We start from the raw sequence: 16,183 nt of genomic DNA, 5'->3' as shown, positions 1-16,183 counted from the left end.
TTTCACAAATAGAATTGAGATTTATAGAAGCCTCTTCATCAATACTTAATCTTTCGCTGTGTATGGCATGGGTACAACTCTGCTCGCTTCAGTGCGGGCTTTCAGGCCCTTATGCACAGGCGCTCCCAGAGTTGAACCCATGCCTGAATTGGTTTGTCAATTTTTGATACACCGGGATATGTTTTCGTAATCAAAATCATGACCATCCATCAATGTAGGTACTCACTTACCGGATGAACCTTTTTTGTATTGTATCAGTATTTTAAACGCACGCGTAATCAACGAAACAGCATTCGCTCAATTGATTGCGAGTCTAAATAGCAAATGCTTTCACCTTCGCATCACGGGGGCGCCGACATAAGGAAGGCTGCCGTCATGTACGCGCTGAACGTCTTCGATAGAGAAAAAGGCGTTGGGATTATATTGATGAATGATTTGTACCATCTCATCTAATTCGCGGCGCTTAATCACCATAAATAAAATTTGCACATGCCCTTCACGTCCGGTTGCATCCACAACAGTCAAGCCATAATTATGCCGATACAAATGGTCGATTAGCGCGGTCGCGTCTTTGCGCGTCACCAGACGGAGAATGATATTACCAAGCGCTAAGCGTTCGACAATCGTCATTCCTAAATAACTGCCGGTTGAATACCCGGCGACGTACGCAATAAAATTAAGCGGCCCGGATACGTTTTGAATGACCGAACTCACCGCCAACAACCAAACGGTGACTTCCGCCAGCCCCAGCAGCGTTGCCAATTTTTTTCTGCCTTGCGTCAAAAACACGATGCGCAATGTCCCAATCGTCACATCAGTGATCCGTGCTAAAAAAATGAAAACCGGCAGTAAATAAGGTTCAAAAAAATCCGGTGTAAATGAGTGCAGCCATTCCATGAGCGCGTCCTTAATTTATAGATATAGATGATAGGTGCAGCCAATAAAGCATTATTGTAGGTGATGCAGGTTTGAGGCCAAGCAGAGTATGACGCGAGACAGCGATTTATTATGCTTGAGAACCAATCGCTATTTGGTTTTTTGGGGATGATCGATTTCAGCAATCTTTAGCGGCAGATCATTTTCAAACTCATCATGGTAGGCCATCAAATCTTTCATGCGGATAATCTGGAGCGTATTGGTGCGGCGGTCGCGTGGGTGATATTCAGCGGACGCATAGAGGACCAGGTCGTCTTCTTGGATCCAACCTTTTCCATACAAATACAAGCCCGCTGTAATGGTTCGGATTGAGAAGGCAATATTGGCGCACATCACCGGCGACACGCCATAATACATGTGCAACTCGCGAAAGGCCTCTTCGCTGGAAGTCAGCGCGAGAATCTCTTGCTTCAAACGCAGACGCGAAATCATTTTTGCCGTGAAGCCTCGCCGGGTTACCGAAACAATTTTGGTAACCCCGGCGGTTTCACAAAGGCTTTTGATCGAATCGCAAATCGCGCGTTCCACTTCCGCCGTCTTTGAATAAAACGGTTCCGAAACGACGAACTGCTCCGAATAGAGCGCAATTCGGTTCATCATTTCCACCGCCTCAACGGGATAATCTCCGGTTGCGGTCTCGCCGCTCAGCATGACCACATCCGACCCGTCTAAAATCGCGTTGGCCACGTCTGAGATTTCCGCACGCGTTGGGCGCGGCTGCCGGACCATTGATTGCAGCATTTGCGTTGCTGTAATCACGAGTTTCCCGGCGCGATTGCATTTTTTGATTAAGCGCTTTTGGACGATCGGCACTTCTTCCGCCGCGAGTTCAACGCCCAAGTCGCCGCGAGCGACCATCACCCCGTCAACGACGTCGATAATCTCATCAATATTATCGACGCCTTCCTGGTTCTCAATTTTTGCAATGATCTTAACTTGAGAATCTTTCAAAAATTCACGCGCGGCGGCCACGTCAGAACGGTTTCGCGTAAACGAGAGCGCAATAAAATCGACCCCGTTTTCTGTAGCAAAAACCAAACTTTTTTTGTCTTTCTCGGTCAACGGGTCTAGCGGCAAAGGACGGTTGGGAAAATTCACCGCCTTGCCGCCAACCAAAAAACCACCATTCGAAAATTTCAAGCGAACATGGTTATCGCTTTTGTTCACGATAATCGCTTCAAAGGCGCCGTCATCAATCATGGCGCGGTCGCCTTCTTGCAGGTACTCATACACTGGCGCATCAAGAAAGGCTTCGTCTTGCGGCGTGAATCCAGCAACGATTTCATCGCCAACATCAAGCTGAACGTCGCTCGCCATTCGCAGACGAATTTTCGGCCCTTGCGTATCCATCACAATCGGAATGTTGGCAATCCCTCGAATGGTCTGGATAATCGTACGGTATTGTTCAAATTCACCGTGGCTTGTGTTAATTCGGGCCGCGTTCATCCCGGCGTCGATCAATTGCTTCACCGTTTCAGGCGCTTGGCTGGCAGGGCCAATCGTACATAAAACTTTGGTGCATTTGGTAGACTTCGTCTGGCTCGAAGAACCACCAGAATTTGACAGGACTGAACTTATTTCATCATTCATTGATGTTGGCTTCCAATTTCAAATTCAAATTGCAATTCTTCTTAGAACGATTGGCTTCAGTCGATCATCCCCAAACAACATAATCCGGCGAATAGTCTCTCACCAAATTCTGGTTGTAGGCGCGGATACGGACCGTATAGCCATGCCGCCCGCTTTCCATACAACTATATTCAGCGTTAAACAGATGTTCGCCGTCAGGTTGAGCGCTTTCGTAGTCCAAACGAAGAATCGAAGGCTTTATGATTTTCCCTTTAGAATCTAACCGTCCGATCAGGCATTCTACTGCGACATTATTCGGGTCAATGCTGCCCAAGCGCGCTTTCACCTGAATCGACATTTTATCGCCAACCAACATGTCGCCGCCAGGCAAGGTCGTTTTCACGTCCGTGATGACGACGTCATTCCAGTTGGAACGAATCATTTGGCGCCATTTAGCCAAATCTTTTCCCGGTTGATATTGGTTTGCGATTAGTTTTTTCCCGGCGCGCATGGCCGGCAGATATTGCGTTTCAGTATATTCTTCTAACATTCGGTGCGTATTAAACTGACGCCCTAACATTTTCATCGAACACTTCATTTTGTGAATCCACTCACGCGGCAGTTCAGCGTTGTCGCGGTGATAAAACAGAGGAATCACATCATGCTCAAGACAATCAAACAACGCTTGCGCTTCGACTTCATCTTGCATTTCCGTGTCGTCATATTCTTGCGGGTTGCCAATCGCCCAACCGACTTCGGAGTTAAAAGCTTCATCCCACCAGCCATCGAGTATGCTTAAATTGAGCGCGCCATTCGCAGCAGCCTTCATCCCGCTGGTTCCAGACGCTTCCTGAGGGCGCCGGGGGTTATTCAGCCAAACATCACACCCTTGAACCAGGTATCTCGCCACGTTGATGTCGTAATCTTCGATGAAGACAAAACTACAACGAAACTCCGGTTCTCGCATGGTATGAATGATTTCTTTAATAATCTCTTTCGCAGGCGTATCTTGGGGATGCGCTTTTCCCGCCAGAATAAACTGAATCGGACGGTCGACGTTTTTGAGCAATTTTTTCAAGCGGTTCAAGTCGCTAAACAAGAGATTCGCCCGCTTGTAAGTCGCAAACCGCCGCGCGAAACCGATAGTAAGCGCGTGTGGACTGAGCGCTTCATCCGCCGCTGTAATTTCAAACATCTGGGCGCCGCGACGTTTCAATTGTTCTTTAAGACGCTGGCGCGCAAAAAATACGAGTCTTTCGCGGCGGCGCTGGTGCGTTCGCCAGAGTTCAATGTCAGGAATGCGGTCTACGCGGTCCCACACGTTAAATTCCCACGGGTTCTGGGCGAAACGCGGCCCAAGATACGACTCAAACAAATCGCCGTAATCATGGCTTAGCCAAGAGCGAGTATGGATGCCGTTGGTGATATGTTTAATGGGTACTTCATTGGGGTCTTTTAAGTCTTTCCAGATTCCCTGCCACATTTTTCTTGACACGACCCCGTGCAAAGCCGCGACTCCATTACAAAACGCCGAAAGACGCAACGCCAAGACCGTCATGCCAAACAGCTCGCCTTCATCCCCCGGGTTGATGCGCCCCATTCGGATAAAATCTTCCCACGACATTTTTAAGCGGCTCACAATCGGGGGGAGATATTTTTTCAGCAAGTCTGATTGAAATTGCTCGTTACCAGCGGGCACGGGCGTGTGAGTTGTGAATACGTTTGTCGCCCAGATAATTTCTTTGGCTTCATCAAACGTCATTCCTTCGCGTTCCATCATATTGGCGATTCGTTCAAGAATCTGAAACGCAGAGTGCCCTTCGTTAATGTGGTATACAGTCGGCTTGATATTGAGCGCATCCAACGCGCGTACGCCGCCGATGCCAAGCAATAATTCTTGGCGCAAGCGCATATCACGGTTTCCACCATAAAGCTGCGTAGTAATTTCTCTCGCTTCCGGCGGATTTTCGTCAAAATTGGTATCCAGCAAATACAAGCGGATATTGCCAACCTGTACGCGCCAAATTTGCGCTTTGACGGTGACGCCCGCCATCTCCATTGAGACTTTGATCGGAGCGCCGCTCTCATCTCGTTCGAGCGCAACCGGCATGTTGTACCAGTCGTTTTCCGGGTATTCTTCCATTTGCCAACCATCAGCGTTTAAGCGCTGACGGAAATATCCCTGGCGATACAAAAGTCCGACTCCAACAAGCGGAATCCCCAAATCGGTAGCGCTTTTTAAATGGTCGCCAGCCAAGACGCCCAAACCGCCCGAGTAGACGGGCAACCCCTCGTCCAGGCCAAATTCGCAGGAAAAATAAGCAACGGATAGGTCTTTTTCGTCGCCATAGTTGCGCTCAAACCATTTCAATCGCGCAACATAATTTTTTAAATTGAGATGAACCCGTTCAACATTTGCAACAAACCCATCGTCAAGCGCAAGTTCTTTCAAACGTGATTGAGGAACCCGGCCCAACATCGCAACAGGGTTTTGATATGATTCCTCCCATATATCGCGATCAATCATAATAAACAGGCGAACGGCTTCCCAATTCCACGAATACCAAAGGTTCATTGCAATTTCTCTGAGTGCAGTGAGTTCTTTTGGCAGAATGGGAGCCACGTAAAAGGGACGAATGTTCATATCAGTCACAGAAGTCCTCCAAGAGGGAGAGTATACGGCTAAGTCGTCTAACAGCGACGATGTATCAATTTATTCTAAGCAAATAAGATACCTAAATGTAGTTCCCTATTTGCGAAGCTAAAAGGGGTTAATTAAAGGGTTTATCTAAAAAAGTCTCAAAGCGCCAGCGAGCGGCTGATTAAATTCAGACACTTGGTCATATATAATAAGATTTTCTGTGTCTCCATTGATCCTAAATTCAACAAGGAGCACTCCTTCTATATACAATGATACGATGCAAAACCAATAGAAGATCGCCTGTTTTCCTTCATTTTAATGATATTTATTGCCTTGACTTTTTTATATTTTTTTTGATAATGATCTATTCAATTTTTTCATTGTCTTGACTATGTGTGTTCTGGAGCGGATGCCATGAATATATTCGAGTTGGTTTAGACACAATCCGCGAAGAATTTAAGTTATCAGTATAGCCCATTCCTTTCAAATTAAGGCCAATTTATGAACCAGGAATTTTTTAACAATACTCCCGTTGTATGGGGCCCCTACCTCTATATTGCGATAACGGTTTTGATTTTGTTGGTCATTATTTCCGTTATTTATTATTTCTTTAAACGATTTAAAAAGTTAGAAGAGTTTAAAAATGAGCTGCAGAGCCTGGGCTTGGGTGAAGAAGGCGAAAGTACGCTGGTTGATATGGTAAAGCGGTATGCGATGCAAGAACCGTTAGACATTTTGATGTCAGTGAAAACATTCGACCAAATGGCCATTCAGGAAATCGAACGCATTCTCGCCAGCGCTGGCTCCTCGAAAGCAAAACAAAAATTCATCAACCTGATCTATGAGATTCGGTTAAAAACATACTACGCCGAACTGATTGATGCTAACGAAGAAATTGAAGATAGCGCTGGCGACGCAAAAACATTGGTTGCAGCGGCAAACATTTAAGAATACACAAACCCTGCTGTTTTCAGTTTCTCGACTACTTTTAAACACACATCCTCTTCGACCGTCAAAGCGATGCGGATATACCCTTCGCCCTTTTCACCGAAGCCGCGTCCTGGCGTAATCAATACGCCAGCTTTGCGTAAAACGCTTTCGGCAAACTCGCCGGATGAGACGCCATCGACGGGTACTTTCGACCAAATGAAAAAAGTTGCAGGCGGTTTGCGCATGTTCCATCCCAATGAATTGAGGCCGTCGATGAGAACATCGCGTCTGCGTTGATAAACAGCGGTCATTTCACGGGTGAAATCCATGTTGCCGGTCAATGCTGCGATACCCGCGTGTTGCAGCGGCATAAACGCGCCCATATCGACATTGGAACGGACCTTGGCAAGATGAGCGAGTACGGTTGTGTTTCCGACGGCATGGGCCAAGCGCCAACCACTCATGTTGAATACTTTGGAGAGCGAATGAAACTCGATTCCCACTTCTTTCGCGCCGGGCGCTTCTAAAAATGAAGGCTGGCGCTGTCCATCGTATACGGCTTCTGAATAGGGACCATCATGCGCGACAACAATGTTGTGCTTCTTCGCGAACGCGACTACTTTCTCAAAGTAAGACAGCGGCGCCAATGCAGCGGTCGGGTTGCCGGGAAAATTCAAAATCATCAATTTCGCGCGCTGGCAAATCTCTTCTGGAACTGCATCCAAATCCGGCAGGAAGTTGTTCTCTTCCAAAAGCGGCATGAATTGGACTTCCGCGCCTGCAAATTGAATTCCAGGGATATACGCCGTGTAGCAGGGGTCGGGAATCAACACCACATCGCCCGGGTTACAAAGCGCCATCGGAAGGTCAGCCGCGCCGCGTTTGCTGCCGATGCAAAGCAGCGCTTCTTTATCGGGATCAAGATCAACATTGAAATTGCTTTTGTACCAAGTCGCGACCGCTTTACGGTAACCTGGCGAACCTTTAAATGAGGGGTAGTGATGGTTTGCAGGGTCGTCAACCGCCTGTTTCATCGCGTCAATGATGTATTTTGGCGTGGGGCGGTCAGGGTCGCCAACACCTAAATCAATCACATCAACGCCTTTGGCTTGTTCTTCCGCCTTCATCGCATCTAAAGCGTCGAACAAATACACAGGAAGTTTTTTCAATCTTTCTGAACCCTTGATTTCCATCACTTACGCTCCATTATCTAGAATTTAGTTTAACTTTTTTTTTGGGGGACGCCGCTTTCAAACTTACGGTCTCTCTTCGACAAGATGGCGATCTTCCGGCATGTACGGGCTTTTGATAAACAGCGCCACCATGTCCTGCTCGGTATCATTGACGACGTTGTGATGATCGTGAGGTTCAACCGTTAAGGTCATACCGGGTTTCAGTCGGTGTTCGACGCCTTCGACGACAATTTTGGGAGTTCCTTCGATGATATAAAAGGACTCGACAACCACATGGTGAATATGAAGCCCATAGTTTTTTGACGACTGCCCCGGCTTCATTTTCAATACGCCCCACTCAACATCAGGACCTTGCACAATATATTTGACGCCGGAGTCGCCCAGTGACCAGGGAATTTCATTGGAATCTAACTTTTTCATAATCGTTCCTGTTAATAGACTTGAAGGCGCGTCAGTTCGTCGAGTTCTTCACGACGGCGCACCAATCTGTGCGTATCCCCATCGACAAGCACTTCCGCGCACCGAACCCGGCCATTGTACTGCGACGCCATCGAAAATCCATACGCGCCCGCCGAACAAATCGCCAGCAAATCGTTCGGTTCGCATTGCGGCAGCGAAAGGCCTTTGCCGAATACGTCGCTCGACTCGCATATCGGCCCAACCACATCAACGGTTTCAATTGGCTTGCCTGTTGAAATGGGCGAAATGTTGTGATGAGCGCCGTACATCGCGGGACGAGCGAGGTCATTCATCGCGGCGTTGATGATGACGAATGTGCGGTCCGCCGTGCGTTTTACATACTGCGTTTCGCACAACAATATGCCTGCGTTACCCATAATCGAACGACCGGGTTCAATAATTAGCGTAACGCCTGCATCTTTGATTTTTTCTTTTAAGCGCTGGGCAAATTCCTTTGTCGAAAGCGGCGTTTCTTGCGAATAGCGGATCCCTAAACCACCGCCAATATCGACGTAGGGGACCTCAATTCCCCACTCTTTCAATTGAGCGTGTAAGGACAAAATCTTGTCGAGCGCATCCAGTAAAGGTTGCGCATCAGGCAAGGATGAACCGATGTGCGCAGAGATGCCGCGAATTTTGATCGAATCTAGCGAAGCCGCGCGTTCATACAATGCTAGACATTCTTCCCAGGGGACGCCGAATTTATGTTCTTTCAGGCCCGTGCTGATTTTGGGGTGAGTCTTGGCGTCAACATTTGGATTGACCCGAACAGAAATATGCGCCGTCTTGCCGATCTTCTTTGCGACGGAGGCAATCACATTCAACTCAGCGCTGGATTCAACATTAAACATTAACACGCCGAGTTCGAGTGCGCTTTCGATTTCCTGGGCGGTCTTACCAACGCCAGAAAATACCATTCGTTCGGGTGGAATCCCCGCCGTCTTCGCCAGATGCATCTCGCCAGCCGAGGTCAGGTCCGCTCCGGCGCCGCGTTCCGCCAGCATTTTCATAACAGCGACGTTGCCATTCGCTTTCACCGCATAGCAGATCAGGTGTGGAACGCCTTCCAACCCATTTTGGTATCCAGTATAGGCGTCAAGCACGGCTTCTTTGGAATAAACGTAAACGGGCGTGCCATAGGTTTCGGCAATCACCTTCAAAGGCACGGATTCCGCAAATAATTCACCGTCCCGGTACTCGAAAGACCGGGAGTTCGTTTCAAAATCGGTCATGTGAGTTTAAACCTCGTCAATCAATTCGGGGGAGGCGTCTTCCTCGCCGGAGAGAATGCGCTGCACTCGTTTCAGGCGGACCTTGTTCTTTTGAACGTTCATCATGTTGGCCGCCTTGGCGAAGGTAGAGCCTTCTTTCAAATTGCAGTGAAAAATGTTGTCATCTTCAAGTGAAAGCCCCAATTGAATCTTGAACTTGAGATAATGATTGAGGATTTTAGCGCGTTCAAGGGATATATACGAACGCTCCATGTTTCCGCTTACGCCTTCGGCGTGGAAGCAGGACTTAATATAGCGGCTAATGGCGTTGTGCCCTTTGCTGTATTCATAAAGTTGAAGGCTGAACGACGACGGCAGCAAGGTAATAAACTGCCCCAGTTTTTCATAGCACCAGATCATGCGTTCGAAGGCGTCTTCGGCTTTCCAGTTGTCCACAAACTGGGTTGCGATTTTGTCGGTCACGATCAAAGCGTGTGGGTTGGTCACTTGTTGGTCGAGTTTTAGATTGACCACACGGGCGCGGTCAAAATAGACAGCGAGTTCTGAAATAAGATCGAACAGAATGCAGAGACCTTCGCGGATCGACCACATCAATAAGCGATAGCGTTCGATGCCCATGTCAAACCAGTTATCGCACATGCGGTAAACGGTTTCCATGTAGGCGTCCCAACGCGGCGCTTTTTCTTTGCGCAAAATGACCTGTGCGAGGTCAACCAGACGGCGCAGGCGTTTGAGTTTCCATAACGCTTCCCGGGTATTGATTTCGCGATTGACTTCCCATAGGAAGAAGTCATAGAGAAAACCGCTGCAAAGCAGATCAAGCACGCGGGCGATATTGAAGAAGCGAATCTCGCCTTGCGAGGGATATTTGATATCGAGTTTCTTGCCCATCACCCATTGCGGCTGCAAAAGGCAATCAAACTTAGGGGAATTCTCAAGGAGTTTATAATCAACGGAAATGATGTCTTCATCGACGATGTTGCGTGTACCGATCGTCTTCAGAACGTGGTCGAATTTCAGGTTGTTTTCGTCGCAGGTTTCAGAATCATAAACGACGATCAATTTGATTTGTGAGATGGAATGACCGAAGGTGATCTCATCCATGTAGACCGACATCAGGCCGGCCAGGCGCTGCGCTTCGCGGATGAGGTCTTCCATGAGGATTTTGTAGCTGTCCTCACTTACCCGCACCGGTTCGGTGGTGAATGAATACTCATCCCCCCGGCTTTTGGAAACGATATCCGCGCAAACATTAAAATCCATAAGAGATCAATCAACCTGCATCGTCTAAGTTGAATTAATAGAGTTATACAAACGAAAACAGAGTTTCACAAGGTGTAATCGCCCCTAGTATAAGCGCAAACGCCCCCATTCGCTATTGCAAAATCCCAATTCACCGGTTTTTGCATCTAAAATTCCACAAAAATGCCTCTCCCGTTCAACATCGAAAGAGGCGATTGCAGATTATTATTTGATGTGGTTAGACTCAGAAATCAGTTGTTACGACAATGTTTGTCAGAATTGCTTCTTCAGCAAGACTACTCTCGTCCCGTTCAGGTATTCCAACATGGGAATACGTCTTCATCGTGATTGTTTCAGGGCAGATGATGCTAGCCCTCTCTTGAACCTTATAATCACCATAGATAATTTCACGGGTTACTGGCTTGGAATGTGTGATACATGTTGCGTTCTTTAGCCGTCCCATCATATCATGGCTAAAAATCGCAACAATTTGTTGAAGTGTTTCATTAAAATAAACACCTTGGTTCATATTGTTTATGGAACTTTCTTGCAAACTGACTTCACCATCGCCGTAAAAAACTTGAATTTTCTCAGATAAGCCAAAAAGTTCTGAAACCGTAATAGGGCTTTTTGCTATGAATTGTAATGAGTTTTGGGTTTCTTCATTAATTGGGAAACGAGGGTATTGTTTTTCTTCTAAGTCTTCAGATAAACCGTCAGGAATTGGATGGAGTAAGGATTTGAATTCCCATTCTTTTTTATTAAGGTCAACTGTTTGAACCAAGTGTTGATCCGTAACAAAAATTACTCCTGCTGGAGCAATCATCTCTTTTATCCAAACACCATTATCAATTTTAATAATGTGTTTGTATTTTTGGGTTCCTCTAGCTTTTAACGTCCATTCGATATCATATTCAATTTTGAGTTTTTCATATTCTGGGTGAAGAAACAAATCATCAAGATTTAACTTACTATCATTGCTTACAATTTCATTTGAATAACATAAAGATGAAAAGCAAATTGCTATCAATCCTAAAACACGGAAAATTGTGATACTGTTCATAATAACACCTCTTTCTTAAATTCTGATTTTTGTCTACGCAATCAAAAAAAAACATCGTGTCGAGATGTAATGTTAGGCACTAAGTTCCACAGAAAGTAGTTCCATTTTCATATTGAGATTCACCTGCTGGCAAACATTCTTCAGAAGGCTGAGGAGCATGAACGCATACACCTGTGGGACAATCAGGACAAAGATCTCTTGGACGGCACGGTTGGCTTGGTTGAGCCCATGCAAAAAGTACAGCATTTGGAGCCGATGGATTGTAAGAAATATCTTCACATAATCTTGGTTTTACTGTATTCGTACAGCAAGCGTACGTACCAGCTACTATTAATTTATAACAATCTGCGTTTTCTATATTGCAGGATGTGCAAGAATATGTATCAAATAGGAAATCATCAACACAGTGTTTACAACTTGCTGCTACAGACTGTTTCCCCATAAACCTTCCAACATCAACAACTCCAGTTCCGGCTGCGAGCATCGGCAACAATAGTAATCCTACAACCGCAACGCTGAGCATCACCTTAGTCTTCATAAGCCTTCCCCCCTTTTGAAAGATCCCCTGCTAATTAACCAACATCACCAAATGAGCGCAGAAGAAAAGCGTTGTCAAGAATTATTTACAAAAAAAATATTCCTGCGTAAACAGCTAAGGATTAAATATCGGCGTCTTGTATAAATAATTTACGCAAAACAAAATTAAGAAATATTGATACTTTTTTCTATCCTGACAGAAGCCAGATGCTTTTCGAATCATTTGTCTATATGCCGAGTCTTTGAAAACCAAGAGACAGGAAGTAAACTTAATCTATAGAATTCAATTGAGTCGTTTCATTTTGGACCGGCGACATCATTTGGAATAACAACCCAGAGATAAAAGGAGCAACCCCATGCCATTAGTCCCACTGAGAACGCTGTTAGACCACGCAGCAGAAAACAACTATGGAGTCGCCGCATTCAACGTCAATAACATGGAGCAAATCCAGGCGATTATGGAAGCGGCGATTGAAACCAATTCACCGGTTATCGTCCAAGCCAGCCGCGGCGCCCGCAAATATAGCAACGACAATTACCTGCGCCACTTGATGATGGCCGCAGCCGAATTGAATCCACAAATTCCTATCGTCATGCACCAGGATCACGGCAACAGCCCCGAAACCTGCATGTCAGCCATCGACAATGACTTCACCAGCGTCATGATGGACGGCTCGCTCGAAGCCGACGGCAAAACCCCGTCCAGTTACGAATACAACGTCGATACCACCACAGCCGTCGTCAACGCCGCTCATGCCAAAGGCGTCTCGGTTGAAGGCGAACTCGGATGCCTCGGCAGCCTCGAAACCGGCACAGGCGACAAAGAAGACGGCCACGGATTCGAAGGTACGCTCGACAAAGAACAACTCTTGACCGATCCTGACCAAGCAGTTGACTTCGTCCAAAAGACAGGCGTTGACGCCCTCGCAGTCGCCATCGGCACCAGCCACGGCGCTTACAAATTCACCAAGAAACCGACTGGCGAAGTTCTCGCCATGAGCCGCATCGAAGAAATCCACGCCAAACTGCCTAACACCCACTTGGTTATGCACGGCTCCTCTTCGGTCCCCGAAGAATTGGTCGACCTCATCAACCAATACGGCGGCGGAATCAAAAAAGCCTACGGCGTTCCTGTTGAAGAGATTCAACGCGGCATCAAATCAGGCGTCCGCAAGATCAACGTCGACACAGACAACCGCCTCGCCATCACTGGCGCGATTCGCAAGGTCTTCTCATTAAAGCCGGAAGAATTCGACCCACGCGGTTATCTTGGACCAGCCCGCGCCGCGATGAAAGAAGTTTGCGTTGCGCGCATGATCGCTTTTGGTCAAGCCGGTTTCGCCGACAAGATCAAACAAGTCACATTGGTTGACATGGCTGCCAGCTACAAAAGCGGCAAATAAGTACGACCCGCTTAGCATCCAAAAGGCCGCGTTCGATTGAGCGCGGCCTTTTTTTGTGGTAAGCGCAATGGTAAATTCAGTATCCAAATTAAAATTGACCTATACGGAATTTTTATGCTGATTGACTTAGCCAACATCGCCCTAACGGTTGCCTTCTTTGGTTCGATATGGCTCGTTTCTTATGCTCTTAGCTCGCGTTGGCTGTCGAACTCTCCTCCCACGATCCGCCTTGTTGCTTCGTTTGTTATATTTAGTTGGTCGCTATCAATCGGTTTTTCTTTATTAATTTCACTTGGACTATTTAAACCAATTCCAGCATTGTGTTTTGGACTGTTCGCCATCATTTCAGCTCGCCTGTTTTTATGGCCGAATGAAGGATTATTTCTACCGCTGTATCGTGATTTCACCTCTGCGCGAAATGCCCTCGCGCAAATAAGCCAGGGACTCGCAGGCTGGACAGTCATCGGCTTCTTTTTATTGTTGAGCGCATTATTTTTCGCGCGGGGGTTAAGCCTGCCATTACTCGGCTGGGACACGCTCACTTACCACGCGCTCAAGGCAGGCCTTTGGGTACAAACTGGCGGCTGGCACACGCTCGACGCGCCCGGCGGTTGGGAATATTACCGATCGTTCTTTGGCGGCGGCGAAGTGTTTACTGCCTGGTCGATGCTATTCACCCATTCTGATTTACTGAGCGCAATGCCAGACATCGCGTCATGGTTGTTGCTCGGTCTGATTTCATTTTGTTTGCTGCGTCAGTTTGGCGTCTCTCAACGCCCCTCATTCTTTGTCAGCATTGCGCTGATTTGCTGCCCGCCTCTCAGTGAAATGGTGGGGTCAGGTTATGTCGAAATCACCGCCTATTCGTTTTTGTTATGTGGATTCTTATTTCTTATGCGAGCCGATCAATCAGAGAACACCTACGACTTTTATCTAGCCGCTGCTGCGTTAGGAATCGCATCATCCATCAAGATCAATATCTTCGCCATCGCGCTTCTTCTTACGCTCCCCGCTCTAATCGTGATTTACGTTAGAGGGAAAAGAAACTACGTCACTTATCTCATTTCCATCTTACTTTTCGCAGCGCCCGTTGCACCCTGGCTTCTCCACAATCTAATGACAACAGGCTATCCCTTAGGCTCGACGGCATTCAACATCGGGCCGATTGTTTTGGGGAAAGCGCCCGCCAACCTCGAATGGTTTTTAGACCGGCCTGAGATCACGCCTTATGTTTATGATGTTGAACTCGACGCCTTTAACCGCTCGATTATCCATTTTGGCCCGGCACTTCTATTGGCGCTATTGGGACTCGCAGGAGTTATCACTTCAATCATAAAACGACGCCTGGCGCATATAGTAGGGTTGTGGTTTATCGTGGCATGTATTGCGCTGTATCTGTTCCCATCGTTCTCTGTTATCCGTCTGGTATGGGCCGACTGGAACGCCCGCTTTCTCGCGCTGATTGTGATCCTGCCGTCGATAATGGGATTGTCGCTATTCACTCAATTCAAGCGTGGACAGAGAACCGTCGAAGCCGTTTCGATACTATGTATCGCCACTTCGATATACGGTTATTTTGAATCGTTTTTTCTCAATGGGCAGTCTATTGAAGTCACTCTGATTTATGTTTCAATTATTGCTGTATTGCTGATTTATTTTCTGCTTTCAACTCCATTCAGTTATCGTCTGATTACTAAGCCAACTTGCATTGTCATTATTTGTATATTGTGTATGGTTGGCGTCGCAGCGATTGGTCAATTCCGCAATTCGGTCCGCACGATTGCGTATAGCGAATGTACAACGCTGCACACGTTCCCGCGCTATTGGGCGCCCGCGCTTGAGGTGTTAGACGCAGAACAAACTCCCGTGACAATCGCATTCGCCTATGGCCCCGAACAGATCAGCCACGGCGCCTACCTCGCCCCGTTTTTCGGCGCGCGTCTGGAAAACCAGCTGCTGTATATTTCTCCCGATAAGGGCGGTGTGGTTCCAGCGTATAGTAAGAATTATTTTATGGAAATCAGGGAGCCTGATTTTGAGATGTGGCTAGACGCGCTTGTTGAACAGAAGGCGACCCACTTGCTGTGTTTTCTGCCCGCCCCCATCGAACTTTTATGGGCGGAGAACAACCCGCGCCTCTTCACCCGGCTCGTAGGAAATTCAAAACAATGGGGACTGTTTGAAGTGCATATTGAAACGTAACGCGCGACACCCACCGATTATATAATCTAACAAGTTGTGTTATGAAAAGCATGTATAATTAGATATAGCCCTAAAACTGGATCAATGACCATGAACCGAGAAGCAATCCATTCAATCTTCAACAATCACCGGAACGAACTATCAGAATTAGGCGTTCATTCTCTCGCCTTGTTTGGTTCAACCGTGCGGGATGAAGATCATGCGCAAAGCGACGTCGATCTTCTTGTCGAATTTAATCGTCCCATAGGATTGTTGCATTTTTCGAGAGTACGATTGCGACTGGAAGAACTATTAGGAAAGCCTGTCGATTTGGTTTCTAAGAAAGCCATCCTCAAAGAATTAGAAGACGATATTCTCTCTGAGGCAATCAATGTCTTCTAAGTCTTCTAAAAAGCGCAAGCCGGGTAGGGTGGGCTCGCAAAGCAGCCCACCATGCAATCTTTCAACATACATAAATGCTGAATCAATCAGCCATGTGCTCGTTGTAGCGAATTATGAGGAGGGCGAGGCTCGCGAGCAGGCTGTGCGTTTATGCCCCCCTTTTTTTAAGGGGGGACGGCGCGGTAGCGCCAGGGGGATCACAAAACAGCATAAACGAAGCGATATATTCAAACAATATCTCAAGGGCTGCCCTTGCCACCCTTAAGTTGTATGTATGTGTTTTTTGATGCAGAATATGGAAGCGGAAGATATTGGGAGTTTTGAATTGATTATTGGAATCTACTGCGAAAATCTAATTTGTATTTAATGTAATATACGATACGTTATAATATCCA

The 16,183-nt window shown here is 47.0% G+C and carries 13 protein-coding genes; 4 read left to right on the top strand and 9 right to left on the bottom strand.

The genetic code is table 11. From position 1 onward, the window contains the following. Positions 1-330 precede the first annotated feature (330 nt). The 3 genes from P9L94_20630 to glgP all read right to left on the bottom strand — a co-directional run bounded on the left by P9L94_20630 (position 331) and on the right by glgP (position 5,149). Entirely contained in the window at positions 331-897 is a 567-nt protein-coding gene (locus P9L94_20630; protein MDP8246498.1) for a DUF2179 domain-containing protein, read from the bottom strand. A 129-nt stretch (positions 898-1,026) separates the two neighbouring features. Further along, the gene (pyk, locus tag P9L94_20625) at positions 1,027-2,526 is read right to left on the bottom strand and encodes a pyruvate kinase (GenBank protein ID MDP8246497.1); all 1,500 of its coding nucleotides are present in this window, start codon (positions 2,524-2,526) and stop codon (positions 1,027-1,029) included. 64 nt (positions 2,527-2,590) lie between these two features. Next, positions 2,591-5,149: an alpha-glucan family phosphorylase gene (gene glgP, locus P9L94_20620; protein ID MDP8246496.1), complete on the bottom strand. Its 2,559-nt coding sequence runs from the start codon at positions 5,147-5,149 to the stop codon at positions 2,591-2,593. Positions 5,150-5,647: 498 nt separating this feature from the next. Between glgP and P9L94_20615 the strand changes: the two genes are divergently transcribed. Beyond that, positions 5,648-6,094: a hypothetical protein gene (locus P9L94_20615; GenBank protein ID MDP8246495.1), complete on the top strand. Its 447-nt coding sequence runs from the start codon at positions 5,648-5,650 to the stop codon at positions 6,092-6,094. On the opposite strand, the gene P9L94_20610 is transcribed toward P9L94_20615, so the two are convergent. The 6 genes from P9L94_20610 to P9L94_20585 all read right to left on the bottom strand — a co-directional run bounded on the left by P9L94_20610 (position 6,091) and on the right by P9L94_20585 (position 11,803). Next, the gene (locus P9L94_20610) at positions 6,091-7,269 is read right to left on the bottom strand and encodes an LL-diaminopimelate aminotransferase (GenBank protein ID MDP8246494.1); all 1,179 of its coding nucleotides are present in this window, start codon (positions 7,267-7,269) and stop codon (positions 6,091-6,093) included. The genes P9L94_20615 and P9L94_20610 overlap by 4 nt on opposite strands. A gap of 63 nt (positions 7,270-7,332) precedes the next feature. Beyond that, on the bottom strand, positions 7,333-7,689 hold the full coding sequence (locus P9L94_20605; protein MDP8246493.1) for a cupin domain-containing protein: 357 nt from the start codon (positions 7,687-7,689) through the stop codon (positions 7,333-7,335). Positions 7,690-7,700: 11 nt separating this feature from the next. Beyond that, positions 7,701-8,960 carry a diaminopimelate decarboxylase gene (gene lysA, locus P9L94_20600; GenBank protein MDP8246492.1) on the bottom strand — a complete coding sequence of 420 codons (1,260 nt, stop codon included), beginning with the start codon at positions 8,958-8,960 and terminating at the stop codon, positions 7,701-7,703. Positions 8,961-8,966: 6 nt separating this feature from the next. Beyond that, positions 8,967-10,223 carry a hypothetical protein gene (locus P9L94_20595; GenBank protein ID MDP8246491.1) on the bottom strand — a complete coding sequence of 419 codons (1,257 nt, stop codon included), beginning with the start codon at positions 10,221-10,223 and terminating at the stop codon, positions 8,967-8,969. Between the two features lie 223 nt (positions 10,224-10,446). Continuing rightward, complete coding sequence (locus P9L94_20590) at positions 10,447-11,265, bottom strand: hypothetical protein (protein MDP8246490.1); 819 nt, start codon at positions 11,263-11,265, stop codon at positions 10,447-10,449. 79 nt (positions 11,266-11,344) lie between these two features. Then, positions 11,345-11,803 (bottom strand): hypothetical protein, encoded by a 459-nt coding sequence (locus tag P9L94_20585; protein ID MDP8246489.1) that lies wholly within the window; start codon positions 11,801-11,803, stop codon positions 11,345-11,347. A 355-nt stretch (positions 11,804-12,158) separates the two neighbouring features. Between P9L94_20585 and fba the strand changes: the two genes are divergently transcribed. From fba to P9L94_20570, 3 genes are all read left to right on the top strand, one after another. Next, a complete protein-coding gene (gene fba / locus P9L94_20580) occupies positions 12,159-13,205 on the top strand; it encodes a class II fructose-bisphosphate aldolase (protein ID MDP8246488.1) in 1,047 nt (348 codons plus the stop codon). Between the two features lie 114 nt (positions 13,206-13,319). Continuing rightward, positions 13,320-15,407 (top strand): hypothetical protein, encoded by a 2,088-nt coding sequence (locus P9L94_20575; protein MDP8246487.1) that lies wholly within the window; start codon positions 13,320-13,322, stop codon positions 15,405-15,407. A 90-nt stretch (positions 15,408-15,497) separates the two neighbouring features. Continuing rightward, positions 15,498-15,788 (top strand): nucleotidyltransferase family protein, encoded by a 291-nt coding sequence (locus tag P9L94_20570; protein ID MDP8246486.1) that lies wholly within the window; start codon positions 15,498-15,500, stop codon positions 15,786-15,788. The last annotated feature ends 395 nt before the right edge of the window (positions 15,789-16,183 follow it).

Origin of the sequence: Candidatus Hinthialibacter antarcticus (assembly GCA_030765645.1) — a bacterium.
Taxonomy (GTDB): Bacteria; Hinthialibacterota; Hinthialibacteria; order Hinthialibacterales; family Hinthialibacteraceae; genus Hinthialibacter; species Hinthialibacter antarcticus.
Note: the sequence above shows the minus strand (reverse complement) of the source record. Positions and strands in the feature narration are given on the sequence as shown.